Genomic DNA, 20148 nt, shown 5'->3' on the forward strand with positions numbered 1-20148 from the left:
AGCCCTCTCCACCATCGCCGTCCTGCGCCCGTCGCGAGCGAGCGTCCTGCACTATGACAGGCGAAAGTCACGGTAGTTATAACAGGTTGTGCAACATCGCGTTATCCGTTGACATCTGAATGCTTTGTATCCTTGGAAAGCGTTTGTGTGCGGTGCGCCGGTGACGGGTTGCAAAGCTGTTAACATCTGGGCGGGGGCTCTCTATGGCAACGTCGGCACGTGCATTGAGGAATTTGGTCGGGATGAGCGATCCGGCGGCCGAGCGGATCAGACGATTGAGCGAGGGACAGCTCGACTGCTTGCGTCTCGTCGCACAGCACCTCTCGTCCAAGGAGATCGCGGCGCAGCTCGGCATTTCGTCCCATACCGTCGACCAGCGGGTTCGCGGCGCGCTGCAGGTGCTCGGCGTCGAACGCCGCAGCCAGGCCGCGCGCCTCGTCGCGCAGGAGACCGGACCCTATCAACGATTGATACATCAAGCGCCGTACATTGCCGCAGTGTCCGATGACGACCAGCAAGAGGGGGCGATCAGTCATCAGATTCGGCACGCTGATCGTGCAGGGGGGGCCGGGGAAACCGGCTCCGAAACCGAGCAGGGGTCGCAACCCCGGTCCCCTTTGGTTTTGCCGTTCGCCACCAGGAGCAATCCCAGGAACGAGATGAGTGTCGGCCGACGGCTGACCTGGATTATCATCATCGCGGTCGGCTCGACCTTCTCGGCGGGAATGTATCTCGCCGGCCTGGAAAGCCTCTCGCGGATGCTGGGTCACTGACGACCGACCTTACCTCCGCCCTGGCCCAGCCAGCCGCGGCGCGTGATGCGTCGGGGCAGAGGAAAAGACATGCGCAAACAGATGATCGAAAATGCCGCTTTCGAAGTCGCCGAGCAGGTTCGCACCGTCGAGGACGTGATCGACGCCGCCCTCTCCGAAATCGCCGAACTCCAGGGCCGCATGATGCGCGCCCGCAGTATATCCGGGGTCGGGGTTCGCACCGGCCATGACGCGCTCCAGCATGTTGCCGGCGCCTTTACCGCGCTGGTCGAAGCGCGCGGCGGGATGGGCGATTGCCACGCAGCGTTGCTCACCGCCAAGGACGCCGTCCCAGGCCTGCGCACGACGAGCTTCGGCGATGCCGAATGCCCGCCGAGCAAGGCCAGCGCCGACCTGCGCATCGTTGCCTGATCTGGAGGGGGCCGGGCAGAGCACTTTCCGCCCGGCACTGTCGCCATGAGCCGCATTCTGCTGTTCTCCCTGTTGCTGTTCGCCACCACCGGCTACGCGCTGTGGCGCGGTGACCGCGACAGCCGCGTCGTCGCCCTCATCTGCCTTGCCGCGGTGGCGCTGACCCAGTTTCTGCTGTCCCCCGTCTCAGAGCGCTACACGTCGGTCGAAGTCGGCGTCGTCCTCGTCGACCTGGTGACGCTTGTCGGCTTCACCGCGATCGCGCTCTTTTCGCAGCGCTTCTGGCCGCTGTGGGTCGCCGGGTTCCAGCTGACGACGCTGGTCGGGCATCTGCTCAAGGCGATCGACTGGTCGCTGCTGCCCCAGGCCTATGGCGCGGCGCTGACGTTCTGGAGCTATCCGATCCTCCTTATTTTGGCGATCGGCACCTGGCGATCGCATCGCCGCCGCATGGCCAGCGAATATTAACCCAATTACGGGGCTGGCCCACGACCGGGCTGACCGACTATCAAGCGACCGGATGATGCTTCCCGGACTCTCGCTTGCCCTGCTCGACGCGATCGAGGAACCGGCGATGGTCGTCGTCGGGGAACGCGTCGAAGCGGCCAACTCGTCCGCGCGCGCCGTGCTCGGCGAGCGCATTGTCGGCCGCGACGTGCGCTTCGTGCTGCGCCACCCCGATGCGCTCGAGCTGATCTTCGCGGGTCGTGGCGGCGAGCGAGAGCTAAGCTCGCTCGATGGGCGCGAACAGCCGTGGACGATCAGCGTTCGCCCGTTGCCTAAGGGCGTCCAGCTGGTTCGCCTGCTTGATCGGTCGGCGGTCCGTTCGACCGAGCGGATGCGGGTCGATTTCGTCGCCAACGCCAGCCACGAGCTGCGAACCCCCCTGACGACCATGATCGGCTATTCCGAGACGCTCGCTGAAACGGGGCCGATCGACGAAGCCCTGCGAATCCAGTTCGGCACGACGATTCACGGCGAGGCCCGGCGGATGCTGCGGATCGTCGAGGATCTGATGAGCCTGTCCCGGATCGAGGCCGACCGTTTCGTGCCGCCGACCGACGCGGTGTCGCTCGACGAGATCGCGCGGATCGCCGCCGAGCACGGCCAGGTGCTCGCCCGCCAGCGGAAATGCGCGATCGAGGTTGACCTCTACCCCGCCGGTCCGATCGCGGGGGATTTCGGCCAACTGCTCCAGCTCGCCGACAATCTAGTCGGCAACGCGGTCCGTTACGGCTGCATCGGCGAAGCCACGGCGATCAGGGTGACGACACGCGTCGAAAACCGCCGCGCCGTCCTTCGCGTGATCGACGAGGGCGACGGCATCCTTCTCGAACACCTGCCCCGAGTGACCGAGCGCTTTTACCGGGTCGACGCCGCGCGCAGCCGCGATTCGGGCGGCACCGGGCTCGGGCTGTCGATCGTCAAGCACATCGCCGAACGCCACCGCGCAACGCTCGACATCCGCAGTCAGGTCGGAAAAGGCACCGAAGTCATTGTTTCGTTCCCGCTGCTGGAAGACCCCGCCACATAAGGCGTTCCGCCTTGCGAGCGCCTGCCGCGGACGATGCGCGCAATCGACGCCACGCTAATCCTCTCCGCGCCTGGCCAATTCGACCAGGATCCTGAGTTCGCCCTCGTCGACCACATGTTCGCGTCCGGCGGGCTGGCCGAGACGCTGCTCGCGCTGAACAATTCCGACCGCAAGCTGGCCCGGGTCTCGCGGCGAATGGCGGTGCTGCGGCGCGAGCTTGGCGAAGATGAGCCAGTTCACCAGAAAGGTGACGGGCTCCAGACGCGACTGCTGGCGGTCGTCGGATCGCCGCTGGTCGGGGGTTTGATCGCGCCAATCCCGGTCGGTGGCCTCACCGTCGAAGCGCCGCGCCACGCCGGACCGAACGCCTTCGCGCTCAGGGTATGCGCGCCGACCCTCGGGCCCGGGCTCCCCGCTCATGCCGTGATCATCGCCGATCCCGACGTTCCCGCCCTTCCAGGGGGTTTGGCGGTGCTTCGGATCGGTCACGGCTATCGCATCCTGGCGTTTGGTTTCGGACGCGGAGGGGCGGTGCGCGGACTGACCGTCGCACCGCATCTCGACGTTCCGATCGACGGGCTCGATCCAGCCGACCTGTCGGCAGTGATCGCGGTCGCTTTTCCCTGAACGAGTGTTACCCGACTGCATCATGAACGCGCTATTCACCGGTTCGCAACGCAATCGGGCCGATGACGTCACGATTAGCGGTTGTGTCGCGACTCGACATGACTCATCACATCCCGACGCTGTGTCGGGGGAGGTCGATATGCGCCGTCGTGCCAAGGAATTCATCGAGATCAGCGACCACACTTCGCTGGACATGCTGATCAAGACATTGGTCGCCATCCGCGACGATCTTGACCCTCATGCGGAGCCCGAACTCAAACTACGCGGCGACGACATCTTCGGGCGGCGGCTGTCGATCAGCTATTTCCGCGAACTGACCGAAGAGGAGATCGCGCTCGACGTGCGCTACGAGCACGCCCAATTCAGCGCCGATGCGCGTGAGATCGAACGGCTTCAGAAAGCGCTCGACCAGATCCCTTCGCGACGCGACGACGACCGGCTGCGCGACGCGGCCTGAGGCCACCCAATCTCACCACTCGGCGAAACTGCCGTCCTTCTGGCGCCACACCGGGTTGCGCCAGCGGTGAGGTTCGCGGGCGGCTTCGCGCACCGCCGCCTCATCGATGGTGACCCCTAGACCGGACTTTTCCGGGATCGGCAGATAGCCGTCTGTCGGCGACAGCACTTCTTTGTCGGTGATGAAGTTGAGCAGGTCGTGCCCGCCGGTGTTGTAGTGGATGCCAAGGCTCATTTCCTGGATCGCGACATTGGGCGTGCAGGCGGCGAGCTGGAGGCAGGCGGCAAGCGCCAGCGGGCCGAGCGGGCAATGCGGCGCGACGGCGATATCATAGGCTTCGGCCATCGCCGCGATCTTGCGGCATTCGAGCAGGCCGCCCGCGTGGCTCAGGTCGGGCTGGATGATGTCGACCGCGCCGCTCTCGAAGAACGGCTTGAAGTCCCAGCGTGAGTACAGTCGTTCGCCGAGCGCGATCGGGGTGCTGGTGATGCGCGCGATGTCGGCGAGGCCTTCGTGGTTCTCGGACAGCAGCGGTTCTTCGATGAACAGCAGCCCGAGCGGTTCGAGCGCCTTGGCAAGCTGTTTGGCAAGCGGGCGATGGACGCGACCGTGAAAGTCGAGGCCGACATCGACCCCCTGAGCCTGCGCCGCCTGGACCCGCTCGACCACCGCGTCGAACAGTTTCGGCGTACCGAGCCAGTCGAGCTCGGCAGTAGCATTCATCTTGACCGCCGAGAATCCCTGGCCGCGGCGGGCTTTTGCCGCCTCGCCGATCTCGCCGGGCCGGTCGCCACCGATCCACGCATAGGCCCGCACCTTGTCGCGTACCCGGCCGCCGAGCATTTGCCACGCGGGCAGGCCGTAGCGGTGCCCCTTGAGGTCCCACAGCGCCTGCTCGAGCCCGGCCAGCGCCGACATCAACACCGGCCCGCCGCGATAGAAGCCGCCGCGATAGGCAACCTGCCAAATGTCTTCGATCCGGTCGGGGTCGTGACCGATGAAGCGGTCGCGCAGCGGCTCGAACGCGCCCATCACCGCTTCGCCATGCCCTTCGAGGCTGGCCTCGCCCCAGCCGACCGCGCCGTCGGCGGATTCTATCCGCACGAACAGCCAGCGCGGGGGCACGAGGAAGGTTTCGATGCGGGCGATGGTGGTTGGCGGGATGCTCATCATGCGTCGTCCGGATTGGAGACTTGGGGCTGTTCACCGGTTCCAGCAACGGCAGCGGTCGCGGCGGCCTGCACCCGCGTCCCCGGCCAGCTGGTCTGCGACGGCGGGACGATCGGCACGGCGAGGCAAACGGACGAGGCCGGAAGCACATCGCGCCAATCGGCAATCAATTTTTTGTAGGCGACCCCGACATTGCGGATCTTGCGGTCGAGGTCGAACAGCCCGAGCGGATTGACGTTGCCGTTCTGCTCGCGAAGCGCGGTGTCCCAATCGACCTGGTCGGTCAGCGAATACCAGGTGAAGCCGACCGTGGGGATGCCGACGTTGCGCAGGCGCAGGACGTTGGCCCATTCCTTCCAAAGCCATTGCACCGCCTCCTGCCCCGTCGGGCCTTCGCGCAGGTTCGTCTCGGTGTGCATGATCGGGACGCGGTAGCGATTGTGGTACTGGCGGGTGATTTCCGAGTAGCCGAACACCTCGCCCGACGCCTCGGTATGACCGTCGGCGAACACGCGATGCTCGTTGGTCATGTAATAGTCGTTGCCGAGGATGCAGTGCTGTTTCAGCCGGTTGTTGAGGAAGAAATGATATTCCTCGCGGGTCAGTCCATTGTCCATCAGATACTCGTACATCTCGCTGTCGACCCGGCGGCCGTAGTTGAGGTCGAGGCTGAGGAAGCGGCGCGAGTTCATGACTTCGGCCATGCCGATCGCGGCCGGGCTGTCGGCGTGGAAATATTCCGAGCTTTCGGACTGGATGAAGATCGCGTCGGCGCGTCGCTTGAGGATTTCGGTCATGGCGAGGACGTTCGCCTTGACGATGTGCTTGAGCGCGGTGACGAAGGTCTTGTCGGTCGTCCCCTGCTCGTTCCACCAGCCATATTTGGCCGAGAAGACCGCGCAGATGAACATCTCGTTCACGGGCGTGTAGAGCTGAACCCACGGATAGCGCTCGGCGAAGGCGGCCGCATAGACCGCGAACAGCGCGGGGAAGTCTCCGTTCTGGAAATTACCGATCCAGTCGGGGACGCCGAAGTGGCACAGGTCGATAATCGGGGTAATTTCGCGGCGCTTGATATCGGCCAGCGTGATGTCTGCGAATTCCCAGTCGTAGCGGCCCGGCGCGAGCCACGTCGTATGCAGCGGCGGGCCGTAGCGCAGGAAGGTGATGCCGATTTCCTGGACGCAGTCGAAGTCTTCCCGCCACCGGCGATAATGGTCCGACGCGGTCATCTGATCGATGCGGACCGTGCCGTTCTTGATGGTCGGGATGCTATTCTCGATCCCGGTGGCGAACATGAAATTGGCGATATTGGATCTCCGGGAGGACGTCGGCCAGGCTAGCCCGCGAACGGGCACTCGGCGATCCCGACGACGCCGGGTTTAAGCATAAGCAGTCCGCCTGCCAAAGGTTGCATGGAAAGCGCGGGTTCGTCGAGCCCGATACGGGCCGAGGTGATATAGAGCCGGTCGAGCGACGGGCCGCCGAAGGCGACGCTGGTCGGGCGCTGGACCGGAACCTCGATCGTCGCGAGCAACTCGCCTGCCAGTGAAAAGCGGCGAACCGCCCAACCGTCCCAGAAGGCGACCCAAAGGCAGCCGTCGGCGTCGACCGTCATCCCGTCGGGATAGCCCTCGGCCCCGGTGAAATGGAGGAAGGTCTCGCGGCTGCCGAGCGACCCGTCGGGGGCGACCGCGAAGCGGTAGATCGTGCGGCGCGCCGAGTCCGTGTGATATATGACGTCGCCCGTCGGGCTGAACGCGGGACCATTGGTTACTGCATAGCCCTCGTCGAGCTTGACGACGCACCGTTGGGCGTCGAGCCGGTAGAGCGAACCGAGCGATGTCTCCTCCCGGTCGTCCATCGTTCCGGCCCAGAAGCGTCCGGCGCGGTCGACCTTGCCATCGTTGAAGCGGTTGTCAGGGAGGTCTGTCTCCGGATTGCCAAGAAGACTGAAGCGGAGCCTTTCGCCGTCGATCTCGAGCAGCTGGAAACCATCTTCGGTCCCCGTGACGAATCCGCCCGCCGCGCGCGGAGCGATCGAGCCGACGCGCATCGGAGTTGCCCATTCGCTGAGGCCCGCATCGTCGAGCCGGAACAGACGGCGGCCCTTGATGTCGACCCAATATAATGACGCATCGCGCCCGACCCACACCGGTCCCTCGCCAAGCACGGCTTTGACATCGGCGACAAGACGGATAGCGGGGGACATGCCGCGCATCGATAGCCGCCGCGCTGCAGATTAAAAGAGGCGATGCGCCGTCTCTTGCGTTGAGGATGCGAATGTTCGGGCAATCAGGCTTTATCGCGGTCGACTGGGGCACCACCAACCGCCGCGCCTATCGGGTAGCGGCGGAGGGGCGGCTTGATGCCGAGTTCGAGGACGACTGCGGCGTATTGTCGATCGTGACGGGCGGGTTCCCGGCGGCGGTAGCGGAGATTCGTGACCGGCTCGGCGACTGGCCGATGCTGCTTGCCGGAATGGTCGGGTCGAACAAGGGATGGGCGGAAGCGCCTTACGTCCCCTGCCCCGGCGGGTTCGACGAGTTGGCGGCGAACGTGGTTTGGATCGAGCCCGGACGGTCGGCGATCGTGCCCGGCCTGTCCTATCTCGCCGGCGACCGCGCCGACGTCATGCGCGGCGAGGAAGTTCAGATGCTCGGCGCGGTGGCGCGCGGGCTGATCCCTAAGGATGGTCTGGCGTGTCACCCGGGGACGCACAACAAATGGGTGTCGCTCGAAGGTGGTCGGATCACCGCGTTCCGCACGATCATGACCGGCGAGCTATTCAACCTGCTCAAGCAGAATGGTATTTTGGCCGCTTGGCTGCAATCGTCCGTAGAGCCCGACGAAGCGTTCCGTGCCGGTGTCCGGCAAGGCCTGAAGGGCGGTGCGCTGACCGCCGACCTGTTCGCGGTGCGCGCGCGTGTCCTCCTCGGCGAAGCCCGCGCCGAGGATGCGGCGAGCTTCACCAGCGGACTGTTGATCGGGGCGGACGTCTGCACCGGCCTGAAAGACGGGCGCGGCGAGGTCACGGTCATCGGGCGACTCGAACTCACCCGCCTTTACGCGGTGGCAATCGGCGAGGCCGGGCGCGCCGCCCACGAGGTCGACGGCGAACAAGCCTTCCTCGCTGGCATCGTGGAAGTCGCAAGGAGAATGGCATGACCGCGTCCGACCTGTTCCATCGCTATTTCGACGAATGCCCGCTCGTCGCGATTATCCGCGGCGTCACGCCGGACGAGGTCGAGGCGGTCGGCGAGGCGATCTTCGCCGCGGGCATCCGGATCATCGAGGTTCCGCTCAATTCGCCCGATCCACTCGGGAGCATCCGGCGATTGGCGGCGCGGATGGGTGAGCGGGCACTGGTTGGCGCGGGGACGGTCCTGCAACCCGCACAAGTCGATGAAGTCCGCCAGGCCGGCGGGCGGCTGATCGTGTCGCCAAACACCAAAGCTGATGTGATCCGCGCCACCGCCACGGCCGGACTGGTCTCCGCGCCCGGCTATTTCACCCCGTCCGAAGCCCTTGCCGCGATCGAGGCGGGGGCGACCGCGCTCAAGCTGTTCCCGGCGGAGGCGGCCAGCCCGGCGATGGTCAAGGCTCAGCGCGCCGTGCTCCCGAAGAACCTCCCATTACTGATCGTCGGCGGCGTATCGCCCGATACGATGGGGCCGTGGCTGCAGGCCGGGGCGAACGGCTTCGGGCTCGGATCGGGGGTCTACAAGCCCGGCCAGTCGGGTGACGAAGTCGCCGCCCAGGCCCGCGCCTATGTCCGGGCTCTCGCCTCGACCTGAGGCTTTCCCTCGGCAAGGTCGCGGACCTCGTCGAAGCGGCCATAATCCACCGTCCGCACGCCATGCTCGTCCTTGCCGAGGATATCAACGAACCGTGCGTTCCAGCGCAGGTCGCGCGGCGTGTAGGCCCAGCGGCCGTGGATCGTGTGCCCGGTGCGCTCGTCGACCCCCGACAACACGACGATGATTTCGAAGCCCTCGGGGGCCTCGCGGCTGTCGAGCCATTGGTGCAGCGGGCTGTCCTCGTCGATCGGGTGCATGATCGTCCATGTCAGCGTGAAGATCGGGTTGGCATCGCGGACCAGCGCGAGGTCGCGGAAGCGGCGCATGCGGCTTCCCTCGACCGTTTCGTCGCCGAGCACCGAGACCGAGGCGGCCGCCTGGAAGATCAGGTTATGACGCTGGTTGGCGGCGCGGAACATCAATGTCGGGACACCCTCGACCGGTTCGATCACGGCCACCTTCGAGAAGAGGATTCGAGCGGTCGGCCGCGAGAAACGCGCGAACATGATCCCGGTAACGAGCGCGAAGAACAGGATGCCGAGCGAGATTTCGACCGCGACGACGATGTTCGCATAGAGCGACAGCGGTACCATGTTGCCATAACCGACGGTTGCCACCGTCTCGATCGAGAAGAAGAAGAATTGCCAGAAGCGCGGCGCGTCGATCACCGGATCGGGGTGGGTGAAGCCGTGCGTATCGAGCATGAACAGCCCGGAAAACAGGCAGTTGAACAGGAAGAAGGTAGTCAGGAAGTAAAACGTCAGCCGCAGCCACGATGCCCGCAAAAGCTGGTGGTACATGTCCGGAGCGCGAAACCGCGGCGTGCCCAGCGGGCGGACCAGAAGCTGCGTGTCCGACTTGATCATCCGCGACAGACTGGTCATGGACGTCGGGGCGTTCTCGTCACTCATCGCGCCGACTTAGCGTGACCGTAGCCAATGCCCAAGCGGGCTAATGCTGGGTGCCGGCGATCCAGTGCTCGAGCCGCGTCTTCAGCGAGCGGCGCGAGGGGATGAAACCGGGCTGGGGCTCTGGGTCGGGCTCGACCGTCGTATCGTACAGCGTGAGGTTGCGCGGCACCCGCTGGCGGAAGGTCTCGCGGCCGCGCATGATGTCCTCGGCCATCGCCAGGCTGCGGTGGACATCCTCGGCGGTAAACGGCTTCATCAGGCAGCCGAGTGCAAGGTCGGGCATCGGAAAGTCCGGCGCCTTGCCCGTCACGAACAGCACCGGGATGTCCTCGTCGGCGAGGCGAACCGCGACCGAGAAGCCGGTCGTACCGTTCGCGAGGCGGAGGTCGACCAGTGCCAGTTCGGGCCGATGCGCAGCGGCGGCGTCGAGCGCGGTGTCGAGATCGTCGGCAATCGCCACCACTTGGTAGCGCGGATTGTCCTCGACCAGATATTTGAGCGTGGTTGCCAGTTGGCGGTCGTCCTCGACGATCAGGATCTTGAGCATCGCGCAGGCCCCTCCTCGTTGCGCTTCAAAGACTTATCCACAGGGTGACGCCAAGACGCCGCGCTGCGAATCCCTTAACGGGATGGTTATCGACGAAGCGGGGCGAGGCAGGGCCGAAGCGAGGGAACGACCTTGGGATCAGGCTCGATAGAAGATGTGCTGGCCGATCTGCTCGACCTTAACCAGCGCCTGGCGCCAGCGCGGCACGACATAATTGGCGTGATACCAAAGGACATCGGTCGGCACCGTCGCGACCATATGCTTCTGGGCGATGCGGGCGATCGCGCGGGCCTTGCGCCATCCATCGCAGTTCGGGTCGAGGCTCGGGAAGGCGCCATTGCGGACGAACGAGAATTGGGCGCGTTGCTTTACGACACCGCACAGCGTCGATGGATAGCGGCCCGACGCGGCGCGGTTCATGACGACCTGCGCGACGGCAAGCTGGCCTTCGAGCGGCTCGCCCTTGCTTTCGAAATAGACCGCGGTGGCGAGGCAGCTCGCTTCTTCGTCGAGTTCGCCGAGGCCGTTCGCATCGACCAAGGCCGAGAGCGGCAACGAAGAGGAAACGGTGACCGGCGCGACGGTCACGCGAGCGGCAGACGCCGATCTCGCCGACGGCAAGGTCAAGCGGGGCGCCGGCACCAGGACAATGACCGACGCCGAGGGGGTGGCCGCGACCAGCCCTTGGCTGCGAAGATCGAAATTCTGCGCCACAGGCAGAACCATATGCACCTGGCTCAAGGCATCGGTCGAACCGTTGACCAGCGACAACAACAAGGCACCGACCGCGGCGACGCCGCGGGCTCCCAGAAAACGGGTCAAATCAAACTCTGTGTCGTGCGGCCGCCTGCCTCGCCTCGCGCCCGGAGCGCTTGTCGTCGAGGGGTGCGTCCGTCTCGCCCCGGAGCCTAAGCGTAATTGCCTTGGGCCCACTCGCTCAAATCATTGCTTCACTGCACATAAACAGTCGCTGCCACGCCACAAGCAATTGGCGCTGAGTCGAGCCTCACGCGGGACGAAACACGGAACCTATTGATTTAAGCGGCTTTTGCCCGCGAGGCGCGCTTACGATCGTTCGAATCGAGGTGGATCTTGCGTAGCCGGATCGAAGTCGGCGTGACTTCGACCAGCTCGTCCTCGTCGATATAGGCGATCGCCTGCTCGAGCGTCATCCGCTTGGGCGGAGTCAGCCGGATCGCATCGTCCTTGCCCCCGCTGGCACGGAAGTTGGTTAGCTGCTTGGCCTTCATCGGGTTAACCTCAAGGTCGCCGGTCTTGGCATTCTCCCCGACGATCATGCCCTCGTAGAGCGCCTCCTGATGCGCGACGAACAAGATACCGCGCTCCTCGAGCGGCCCAAGCGCGTAATTATTCGCCTCGCCCGCGCCGTTCGAGATCAGCACGCCGTTCTTGCGCCCCTCGATATTGCCCTTGTGCAGGCCATAGCGCTCGAACAGTCGGTTCATGATGCCCGTGCCGCGCGTGTCGGACAGGAATTCGCCGTGATAGCCAATCAGGCCGCGAGACGGGGCGGAGAAGGTGATGCGGGTCTTGCCGCCGCCCGACGGCCGCATGTCGGTCAGCTCAGCCTTGCGGCCGGCCATCTTCTCGACGACCGTTCCCGAATATTCGTCATCGACGTCGATCACGACGGTCTCGTAGGGCTCGGTCTTCTTGCCGTTCTCATCTTCGCGGAACAGCACCCGCGGACGGCTGATGCCAAGCTCGAAGCCTTCGCGGCGCATCATCTCGATCAGCACGCCGAGCTGCAGTTCGCCGCGGCCGGCTACTTCGTAACTGTCCTTGTCGGCAGACTCGGTGACCTTGATCGCGACATTCGATTCGGCCTCCCGGAACAGGCGGTCGCGAATCATCCGGCTGGTAACCTTGGTGCCTTCACGCCCGGCCATCGGCGAATCGTTGACGGAGAAGCGCATCGACAGCGTCGGCGGGTCGATCGGCTGCGCGTGGAGTGGTTCGCTGACCGATGGGTCGGCGATGGTGTCGGCGACGGTCGCGGTGGTCAGGCCAGCGATCGAGATGATGTCGCCCGCTTCGGCCGTGTCGACCGCGACACGCTCGAGCCCGCGGAACGCCATGATCTTCGACGCGCGGCCCGTCTCGACGACCTTGCCTTCGGGGCTCAGCGCATGAATCGGCGCATTGGTCTTGATCGAGCCCGAGGAGACCAGGCCGGTCAGGATGCGGCCGAGGAAATTGTCGCGATCGAGCAGCGTGACAAGGAACTTGAACGGCCCATCGGGATCGGCCGAAGGCGCGGGCACATGCTCGACAATCTTTTCGAACAGTGGGCTGAGTGTTCCCTCACGCACATCGTCGGTCTCGCCGGCATAGCCGTTGCGGCCGCTGGCGTAGAGCACCGGGAAGTCGAGCTGCTCGTCATTCGCTTCGAGCAGGACGAACAAGTCGAACACCTCGTCGAGCACTTCCGACGCGCGGGCGTCGGGGCGGTCGATCTTGTTAACGACGACGATCGGTTTGAGACCGAGCGCGAGCGCCTTACCTGTGACGAACTTGGTCTGCGGCATCGGGCCTTCGGCGGCGTCGACCAGCAGGATCACGCCGTCAACCATCGACAGGATGCGCTCGACCTCGCCGCCGAAATCGGCATGGCCCGGGGTGTCGACGATGTTGATGTGAGTCGTCGTGCCGTCGGCGCCCGGCCACTCGACCGAGGTGCACTTCGCGAGAATCGTGATCCCGCGCTCCTTCTCGAGGTCGTTCGAATCCATCGCCCGCTCTTCGACGCGCTGGTTGTCGCGGAACGTGCCGGACTGGCGGAACAGCTGGTCGACCAGCGTGGTTTTACCGTGATCGACGTGCGCGATAATCGCGATATTGCGCAGGGGAAGCTGAGCGGACATTCAATAACTCTCGGAAAAGGGGAGGGCGACGCTTGTGCTGCGCCGCAACATTCGCCGCGCCCGTAGCCCAAAGGGCGCGCGGGGGCAAGCTTGGTGGCGCGGTGCAGGTGTCAGATGGCTGGACCGCTTGGACCAGTGTTCAAGGGCAAAAAATCTTTGCTCGGATTCGGGTGAATTCAAAAGCTTGCGCAGCAGCAAGATAGGGCTGGCAACGGGCAGGGTTATTGTGTTGCTTGGACAAAGTGACAGCTCCGGATCAGTTGCAGGCATCGCGCCGGAATACCAAAGGCGCCGCAAGTAGGAAATCGGGCAAGAAGCCCTAAAGCTCCCGAAGCGCCTGCGCCGGCTTCGCTCTCAGCAACGGGAGTGAAGCGGCCAGGGCGAAGCCGATTACTAGCGCGAGTCCCATGCCAAGCACCGCCAGAACTTCGGTCCAGTTGGGCAACCACTCAAAGGTGAACAGCTTGACCACCACCAACCACGCGATCCCGCTGCCGAGCGCCAGCGCCACACCGGCAAGTACGGTCGCGAGCAGGGCATATTCGGCCAGTTGCAGCACCAGCAGCTGCCGCCGGCTTGCCCCCAGCACGCGCAGGATCACATTGTCATAGACCCGCGCGGTGCGCGCTGCGGCGATCGCGCCGAGCAGCACCGCGATCCCCGCCAGCACCGCGACCGAAGCCGCAGCAAGGATCGCCAGGCTGACCTGGCGCAGCAAGTCGCGCGCCTGAGTGAGCACTCCGCCGACCTCGATCACCGAACTCGCCGGGAAGGCGCGCACGAGGCTGCGCAGTAATTCCCCCTTCTTAGCTCCTCCCCCTGGAGGGGGAGGCTGGGTGGGGGTGTTTGGACGCTGGTGTTGAACCCCCACCCCCAGCCCCTCCCCGCCGGGGAGGGGGGTAAGAGTGATCGTCGCAGCCAGGTTATGCGGCGCGTCCTCGATCGCGTTGGGGCTGAACACCAGCACGTAATTGAAGCCCATCGAATCCCAGTCAATCCGGCGCAGCGAGGCGATCCGCGCGGTGCGTTCGACCCCGAGCAGGCCGATGGTCAGCCGATCACCCAGCTTCAGGTTCAGCGCCGCAGCCAGCTTCTCGTCGATCGAGACCAATGGCTCGCCCGTGTAAGCGCGCGGCCACCATTTGCCCGCGGTGACGGCGTTGCCCTCAGGAATGTCGTCCGAATAGGTGAGCCCGCGCTCACCGCGCAGCGGCCAGGCTTCTTCGGGGATCTCCTTAAGGTCGGCGACGCGGATCATCGCGTTCTGGGGGCCGTAAGCCAGAATCGCCCCGCGCAGCGCCGGGACAAGGCGCACCTTCGCAGCGGGCGCAACCTTGGTCACCGCCGCGACAAATTCAGTCCCGCGCGCCTTGGGTACGTCGAGCACGAAATAGTCTGGCGCTCGCTGCGGCACCCGCGCGGCGATGTTGGCATCCAGACTGGTCTGGATCGCAGCAAGGGTCACAAATGCGGCAAGCCCGAAGCCGAGCGCGGTGACCAAGGCGGCGGTCTGCGCGCCGGGGCGGTGCAGGTTGGCGAGCGCGATCCGCAACAAGGGAGCCTTGGGGCGGGGCAAGCGTGAGGCGAGCCAGCGGATCAGCCAACCGAGTGCGCCGAGCAGCAAGAGCAGTGCGAGCGAGCCGCCGAGGAACCACGCGGTCACCAGCTTGGCAGTGGTGGTCAGCAGCGCGAGTGCAGCGATTGCCGCCATGCCCAGCCCGACGGGCAGGACCGCGTCGCGCCAGCTTTGTTTGAGCGGCGAAACCCGCGCGCGGAGCAGCGCCATTGCCGGAAAGCGCCGCGCGGACAGCAGCGGCGGCGCGGCGAAGACCAGCGCGATCAGCAAGCCGTAGAGCGCCGCCTTGGCGAGCGCGCCGGGATCGAACACCAGCCCCGGCGATACGGGGAGCAGCCTGCCCAGCGCGGCGGCCAATATCGGCGTTACCAGCACCCCGGCGATCAGCCCCAGTCCGCTCCCGATCAACGCCGCCACCCCGACTTGCAGCAGGTAAACCCGCGCAATGTCGCCGCTGGTTGCGCCGAGCACTTTCAAGGTCGCCACACTGCCGCGCCGTGCCTCAAGGTACGAAGAAACCCCGCCGCCGATGCCGATCCCGGCAATTGCCAGAGCCGCGAGGCCCACCAGCACGAGGAAATCGCCCATGCGGCTGACGAAGCGCTCGGCCCCCGGGGAGGCATTGTCGCGGGTGCGCAATTCGAACCCGGACGAAGGGAATTGCTTTTTAAGCCGGTCGGCAAAGGATTGCGCATCGCCGCCGGGCCCCATCGCGATCCGGTATTTGGCGCGGTACATCGCGCCAGGCGCGGTCAGCCCGGCACGCTGCGGGACATCGGCGGCGACGATCACCACTGGGCCGAGCGTAAAGCCTTCGCCCAGCCGGTCAGGCTCCGATGCAATGATGCCGCCGACCTTGAGCGGCAGACTGCCAATCGTGATGAAGTCGCCCGGCTTCACCCCCAGCCGCTGCGCTGCGCCTTCGGCGAGCCAAGCGGTATCAGGTGCCGGAGCCCCGGCGCTCCGTCCGTCCTGCAGGGTGAACTGCCCGACCAACGGCCAGGCCTGATCGATCGCTTTCAATTCCACCGGCGCGGCCAGATCGCCAGCGCGGGCCATGGCCTGCAGTCGCATTCCGCCCGAGACCTTGCCGGCCCTGGCGAAGGCTGCGCTTTCGGCTGGATTGGCCGCACGCTGCCACACCGCAACCTCGACATCGCCGCCCAGGATCGTGCGGCCACGACTGGCCAGCTCGCTTTGAATTGCGCCGGTCAGCGTGCCGATCGCGGCGAGCGCGCCGACGCCAAGGAACAGGCAGATGAGCAGCAGCCGCAGCCCCTTGAACCGCGCCGACAGGTCGCGCCGGGCAATGGTCCAGGCGGTGCGCCAAGGGGTCATGCGGCGGCGTCGCTCGCGATGCGGCCATCGGCGAGGGTGACAATGCGCTCGCACCGCCCTGCCAGTGCCGCGTCGTGGGTGATGACAATCAAGGTCGCCCCGGTCTCGGCGCGGCGGGCGAACAGGAGGTCCATCACGCTCGCCCCGGTGGCGGCGTCGAGGTTGCCGGTGGGTTCGTCAGCGAACACCAGCGCCGGTTTGGGGGCAAGTGCGCGGGCGATGGCAACGCGCTGCTGCTCACCGCCCGAAAGCTGGGCCGGGTAGTGGCCGAGCCGCTCGCCAAGCCCGACCGCAGCCAGCTCGGCCTCGGCCCGCGACTTCGCATCGGGCATCCCCGCGAGTTCAAGCGGGGTCATGACGTTCTCAAGCGCGGTCATGGTCGGGAGCAAGTGGAACGCCTGCAGCACCACCCCGATCCGCCCGCGCCGCGCCAAGGCCAGCGCATCCTCGCTCATCGCCGAGAAATCCTCGCCCGCAACTTGCAAGGTTCCTCCGCTGGCCCGTTCAAGGCCGGACAGCACCGCCATCAGGCTGCTCTTGCCCGAACCCGAAGGGCCGAGCAGCGCGAGCGTCTGGCCGTAAGGCACGGTTAGGTCGATCCCGCGCAGCACTTGCACCGCGCTGTCGCCGGAACCAAGGCTGAGGGTAAGATTATGGGCCGCAATCGCGGGCAGGGGGCTTGTCACGTCGCGGGGATGCCATAGCTAGAGGGCTGACAGAAGGAAGTTGCAGAATGAAATGGAAGTTGATGGCGCTGCTTGCAACCCCTTTGGCATTGGTGGGATGCAAGGAATCAGCGCAGGCACCCACACCGCAGCCCACAGCCGCCGTCTCTGCTGCACCGGTGGCCAGCGAGATGACCATGCTGGCGCTGGGTGACAGCTTGTTCGCAGGTTACGGGCTGGGTCCAGGAGAGAGTTATCCCGCGCATCTGGAAACGGCGCTCAAGGCGCGCGGGCTGCCAGTGCGGATCGTCAACGCCGGCGTTTCGGGGGATACCACCGCCGATGGCCTCGCGCGGGTCGACTTTGTGCTCAATGGCACGAAACCGAAACCCGTACTGGCGATCATCAGTCTCGGCGGCAACGACATGCTGCGTGCGGTTCCGCCCGTGGAAACGCGCAAAAACCTTGAGGCGATCCTGGCCAAGTTAAAGGCGGCGAAGGTGCGCGTGGTGCTGCTCCAGTTGCTCGCCGCACCGAACCTCGGCAAGGAATATGCGGGCCAGTTCAATGCGATCTATCCGGCACTGGCCAAACAGTACGGGGCGACGCTGGTCCCGTTCTGGCTCGCGCCGCTGCAGGGGCATCCGGAACTGGTCCAGGGCGACCATATCCACCCGACCTTGCCCGGGATCGACAAGCTGGTGGCGGCGACGATCGATCAGGTGGCGTGGGCTTTGCCGAAGAAGCCTAACTAGATCCTCTCCATTTTCACGTAGTGCAAATGGGGAAGTGGCAGTCGCCCTTGCGACTTACGGAGGGGTGTCAGGGCTGGCACCGATACCCCTTCGTCACGCATTCGGCGCGCCACCTCCCCATTTAGCTTCGCAAAATGGAGAGGACCTTAGGAGATCCGCTCCACCGCCCCGCCGCTGACCTGCCAAACCGCCGCCCGATCCGTAATCGCCTCGAACGGGGCCAGTTCAGTCCCGGTCAGCCAGACCTGCGCGGTGCCTTCGCCCAGCCGCTCGAACAAAGCAGCGCGGCGCAACGGATCGAGGTGCGCGGCGACCTCGTCGAGCAACAGCACGCCGGGGCGATCTGGCGACAATAGCTGGGCGTGCGCCAATGTAATCGCGATCAGCATCGCCTTTTGCTCGCCGGTCGAACAGGTAGCGGCCTCCTCGCCTTTGCCGGCCATGGTCACCCCCAGCTCGTCGCGGTGCGGGCCCACCAAGGTGCGCTGCGCCGCCCGGTCGCGGCGGCGGCCCTCGGCCAGGGCGGCGGTCAGTTCTGCAGAATCGAGCGGGCCGCCGGGGCGGTATTCCAGCGCAGGCCGGGCGAACGGCGCTTCGGGCAATCGTTCAAGCGCGCCGGACAGCGCCGCGATCATGCGCGCCCGGGCTTGCGCCACCGCCGCGCCGGCCTCCCCGATCTGGACCTCGATCGCGGTCAGCCACTGCGGATCGGGCTCGGCCGGTTCGCCCAGCAAGCGCCCGCGTTCGCGCAGGCTCGCCTCAAGCTTGGCCGCATGGCGCGCGTGCCCCGGTTCGAGCGCCAGCACCAGCCGGTCAAGGAACCGCCGGCGCGCGCCCGCACTGTCCATGAACAAGCGGTCCATCGCCGGGGTCAGCCAGCCGATGCTGAGCCATTCGCCGAGCTGGACCGCCGGGATATCGGCACCATTGACCTGCACGACGCGGCGGCTGGGTTTGTCGGGCCGGGTCCCGGTGCCAAGTTGAACGGCACCGCCAAGGTCGACGCTGACCGCGAATCCCACTTCGGATCCGTGCGCCGCGACATCGAACAGCGTGGCGCGGCGCAGGCCGCGGCCGGGCGCCAGTAGCGACAGCGCTTCGAGCACGTTGGTCTTGCCCGCGCCGTTCTCGCCGACCAGCAAGTTGAACTGCGTTGTGCCATCAAGCGCGGTCTCGGCATGGTTGCGAAACTGGGTCAGCCTGATGCGGTTAAGCGACATGGCCGGGCGATAGGTTGGCAGGCTTGCAGTGTCACGCAAAAGACGAATCCTGAAACTTGGGGAATTTTCCCAATTGTTGTTCATTCACCTTGGCGCAAGATTTCGTTCAGCTGTGCGAAAGCTTGAAATTGCGGGGTTTTTCGAAATTGGCACGGGCGATGCAATCAGTCTGGCATCTGCCGATCTCGGCGGAACCAAACAAACCAGGAGACTGACAATGACCAACGCTACTTACGCAAGCCGCCTCGCCGCCGCCGCTTCGGCCTTCATGCTTTCGCTCGTACTGCTGACCGCCACGGCAACCAGCCCTTCGGCGGCACATGCCACCGTTTATGTCGGAGAAGTCGCATGAACTCGATCGACCACAACGATCGCACCGTCGCTCCTGCCCGCGGTTTCCGGCTGGGCAAAGCCAATGCCAAGTTCATGGGCGTCTGCTCGGGCATCGCCGATTTCTTTGGCTGGGACGCAAATCTCGTCCGCATCGGCTTCGCGTTGGGAACCGTGTTCGGCTTCGGCTCGCTGCTGATCGTCTACCTCGTGATTGGCCTCATCGCCGATTGAGGCAAATCGCGGTGGGGCCCCGTCTTCGGACGGGGCCTAAACCGCCGGGCTTTTCGCGAATGGCGAAAAGTCGGTGCCAGTATCGAATACATCCACCCCTTCGCGGGTCTTCAAGAACCCGACCACCGCATAAGTCACCGGGGTCAGCACCACTTCCCACAGGACTTTCAGAAGCCAGTTGGTGACCATCACGGTCAGCACCTGCGCATTGGTCCAGGTGCCGAGGAACGCGATCGGATAGAAGATCGCGCTGTCGACTGCCTGGCCGAACACAGTTGAACCAATTGTGCGGGTCCACAACTTGCTGCCGCCGGTCCAGATTTTCATCTTGGCGAGCACGAAGCTGTTGACGAATTCGCCGGCCCAGAACGCGATCACCGAGGCGAGGACAATCCGCCAGGTGTTGCCAAACACGCTTTCATAAGCTGCCTGTCCGTCCCACCCCGCCGCTGGCGGCATGGCGACGACGACGTAGCTCATGAAAGCCATGAACAGCAGCGCGGCAAAGCCGGTCCACACGCAGCGCCGCGCATTGGCGTAGCCATAGACCTCGGTCAGCACGTCTCCCAGCACGTAACTTACCGGGAAAAACAGGATGCCCGCGCCGAAGGTGTAGCCATGCACCGACGCCAACTTGCTCGCCCCGATCAGGTTCGACAGCAGCAGGATCGCGACGAAGGCCGCCATCATGTAATCGAAATGGCGGAAGTGGCGGCGGGCACCGGTGGTGCCATCAAGCTGGGAGAGCGTCGTTGTCATGGAACGGGGACTTAACCCGGTTTGCAAGGCCTGCAAAGCCTGCCTATGGATCACCTTGCGCGCGCCCGTAGCTCAGTTGGATAGAGCACGTGACTTCTAATCTCGAGGCCGCAGGTTCGACTCCTGCCGGGCGCGCCAATTTTCAGCCCCGCGCCG

Annotated in this window: 22 protein-coding genes and 1 tRNA gene; 12 read left to right on the forward strand and 11 right to left on the reverse strand. The window is 65.3% G+C overall.

From position 1 onward, the window contains the following. Positions 1-242 precede the first annotated feature (242 nt). From Q0R27_RS03055 to Q0R27_RS03080, 6 genes are all read left to right on the forward strand, one after another. Positions 243-773, forward strand: coding sequence for a helix-turn-helix transcriptional regulator (locus tag Q0R27_RS03055; RefSeq protein ID WP_293940778.1), 531 nt, complete (start codon positions 243-245; stop codon positions 771-773). A gap of 69 nt (positions 774-842) precedes the next feature. Next, positions 843-1184: a hypothetical protein gene (locus Q0R27_RS03060; protein ID WP_293940780.1), complete on the forward strand. Its 342-nt coding sequence runs from the start codon at positions 843-845 to the stop codon at positions 1182-1184. A 45-nt stretch (positions 1185-1229) separates the two neighbouring features. Then, positions 1230-1652 (forward strand): hypothetical protein, encoded by a 423-nt coding sequence (locus Q0R27_RS03065; protein ID WP_293940782.1) that lies wholly within the window; start codon positions 1230-1232, stop codon positions 1650-1652. Between the two features lie 52 nt (positions 1653-1704). Then, a complete protein-coding gene (locus tag Q0R27_RS03070; RefSeq protein WP_293940784.1) occupies positions 1705-2718 on the forward strand; it encodes an ATP-binding protein in 1014 nt (337 codons plus the stop codon). Between the two features lie 33 nt (positions 2719-2751). Beyond that, the gene (locus Q0R27_RS03075; protein WP_293940786.1) at positions 2752-3345 is read left to right on the forward strand and encodes a hypothetical protein; all 594 of its coding nucleotides are present in this window, start codon (positions 2752-2754) and stop codon (positions 3343-3345) included. A 139-nt stretch (positions 3346-3484) separates the two neighbouring features. Beyond that, complete coding sequence (locus Q0R27_RS03080; protein ID WP_293940788.1) at positions 3485-3802, forward strand: hypothetical protein; 318 nt, start codon at positions 3485-3487, stop codon at positions 3800-3802. A gap of 12 nt (positions 3803-3814) precedes the next feature. Here Q0R27_RS03080 and dgoD read toward each other — a convergent pair whose 3' ends face one another. Genes dgoD through Q0R27_RS03095 form a run of 3 tightly spaced genes read right to left on the reverse strand, consistent with a single transcriptional unit; the run spans position 3815 to position 7184 of the window. After that, positions 3815-4972 carry a galactonate dehydratase gene (gene dgoD / locus Q0R27_RS03085; RefSeq protein WP_366079755.1) on the reverse strand — a complete coding sequence of 386 codons (1158 nt, stop codon included), beginning with the start codon at positions 4970-4972 and terminating at the stop codon, positions 3815-3817. Beyond that, the gene (locus Q0R27_RS03090) at positions 4972-6270 is read right to left on the reverse strand and encodes a family 1 glycosylhydrolase (protein WP_293940791.1); all 1299 of its coding nucleotides are present in this window, start codon (positions 6268-6270) and stop codon (positions 4972-4974) included. The genes dgoD and Q0R27_RS03090 overlap by 1 nt, the downstream gene beginning before the upstream one ends. Positions 6271-6311: 41 nt before the next feature. After that, positions 6312-7184 (reverse strand): SMP-30/gluconolactonase/LRE family protein, encoded by an 873-nt coding sequence (locus Q0R27_RS03095; protein ID WP_293940793.1) that lies wholly within the window; start codon positions 7182-7184, stop codon positions 6312-6314. Between the two features lie 71 nt (positions 7185-7255). On the opposite strand from Q0R27_RS03095, the gene Q0R27_RS03100 reads away from it, so the two are divergent. Further along, positions 7256-8140: a 2-dehydro-3-deoxygalactonokinase gene (locus tag Q0R27_RS03100; RefSeq protein ID WP_293940795.1), complete on the forward strand. Its 885-nt coding sequence runs from the start codon at positions 7256-7258 to the stop codon at positions 8138-8140. Next, positions 8137-8769 (forward strand): 2-dehydro-3-deoxy-6-phosphogalactonate aldolase, encoded by a 633-nt coding sequence (locus Q0R27_RS03105; RefSeq protein WP_293940797.1) that lies wholly within the window; start codon positions 8137-8139, stop codon positions 8767-8769. The genes Q0R27_RS03100 and Q0R27_RS03105 overlap by 4 nt, the downstream gene beginning before the upstream one ends. On the opposite strand, the gene Q0R27_RS03110 is transcribed toward Q0R27_RS03105, so the two are convergent. The 6 genes from Q0R27_RS03110 to Q0R27_RS03135 all read right to left on the reverse strand — a co-directional run bounded on the left by Q0R27_RS03110 (position 8742) and on the right by Q0R27_RS03135 (position 16715). Beyond that, positions 8742-9683: an ion channel gene (locus Q0R27_RS03110; protein WP_293940799.1), complete on the reverse strand. Its 942-nt coding sequence runs from the start codon at positions 9681-9683 to the stop codon at positions 8742-8744. The genes Q0R27_RS03105 and Q0R27_RS03110 overlap by 28 nt on opposite strands. A gap of 40 nt (positions 9684-9723) precedes the next feature. Next, the gene (locus tag Q0R27_RS03115; protein ID WP_293940801.1) at positions 9724-10230 is read right to left on the reverse strand and encodes a response regulator; all 507 of its coding nucleotides are present in this window, start codon (positions 10228-10230) and stop codon (positions 9724-9726) included. Positions 10231-10368: 138 nt separating this feature from the next. Further along, on the reverse strand, positions 10369-11052 hold the full coding sequence (locus tag Q0R27_RS03120; RefSeq protein WP_293940803.1) for a cell wall hydrolase: 684 nt from the start codon (positions 11050-11052) through the stop codon (positions 10369-10371). Between the two features lie 215 nt (positions 11053-11267). Further along, positions 11268-13115, reverse strand: a complete 1848-nt coding sequence (gene typA, locus Q0R27_RS03125; RefSeq protein ID WP_293940805.1) for a translational GTPase TypA — start codon at positions 13113-13115, stop codon at positions 11268-11270. 319 nt (positions 13116-13434) lie between these two features. Continuing rightward, positions 13435-16029, reverse strand: a complete 2595-nt coding sequence (locus tag Q0R27_RS03130; RefSeq protein ID WP_293940807.1) for an FtsX-like permease family protein — start codon at positions 16027-16029, stop codon at positions 13435-13437. Beyond that, positions 16026-16715 (reverse strand): ATP-binding cassette domain-containing protein, encoded by a 690-nt coding sequence (locus tag Q0R27_RS03135; RefSeq protein WP_293940809.1) that lies wholly within the window; start codon positions 16713-16715, stop codon positions 16026-16028. The genes Q0R27_RS03130 and Q0R27_RS03135 overlap by 4 nt, the downstream gene beginning before the upstream one ends. 47 nt (positions 16716-16762) lie before the next feature. On the opposite strand from Q0R27_RS03135, the gene Q0R27_RS03140 reads away from it, so the two are divergent. After that, a complete protein-coding gene (locus Q0R27_RS03140) occupies positions 16763-17449 on the forward strand; it encodes an arylesterase (protein WP_293940811.1) in 687 nt (228 codons plus the stop codon). 146 nt (positions 17450-17595) lie between these two features. On the opposite strand, the gene recF is transcribed toward Q0R27_RS03140, so the two are convergent. Then, positions 17596-18669, reverse strand: a complete 1074-nt coding sequence (recF, locus tag Q0R27_RS03145) for a DNA replication/repair protein RecF (RefSeq protein ID WP_293940819.1) — start codon at positions 18667-18669, stop codon at positions 17596-17598. 217 nt (positions 18670-18886) lie between these two features. Between recF and Q0R27_RS03150 the strand changes: the two genes are divergently transcribed. Continuing rightward, complete coding sequence (locus Q0R27_RS03150) at positions 18887-19021, forward strand: hypothetical protein (protein WP_293940813.1); 135 nt, start codon at positions 18887-18889, stop codon at positions 19019-19021. Continuing rightward, complete coding sequence (locus Q0R27_RS03155; RefSeq protein WP_293940815.1) at positions 19018-19233, forward strand: PspC domain-containing protein; 216 nt, start codon at positions 19018-19020, stop codon at positions 19231-19233. The genes Q0R27_RS03150 and Q0R27_RS03155 overlap by 4 nt, the downstream gene beginning before the upstream one ends. 36 nt (positions 19234-19269) lie before the next feature. On the opposite strand, the gene Q0R27_RS03160 is transcribed toward Q0R27_RS03155, so the two are convergent. After that, positions 19270-19992 carry a queuosine precursor transporter gene (locus Q0R27_RS03160; protein WP_293940817.1) on the reverse strand — a complete coding sequence of 241 codons (723 nt, stop codon included), beginning with the start codon at positions 19990-19992 and terminating at the stop codon, positions 19270-19272. Between the two features lie 61 nt (positions 19993-20053). Here Q0R27_RS03160 and Q0R27_RS03165 point away from each other — a divergent pair. Next, positions 20054-20130: transfer RNA gene (locus Q0R27_RS03165), tRNA-Arg, on the forward strand. The last annotated feature ends 18 nt before the right edge of the window (positions 20131-20148 follow it).

Origin of the sequence: Sphingomonas sp. (assembly GCF_025362505.1) — a bacterium.
Taxonomy (GTDB): Bacteria; Pseudomonadota; Alphaproteobacteria; order Sphingomonadales; family Sphingomonadaceae; genus Sphingomicrobium.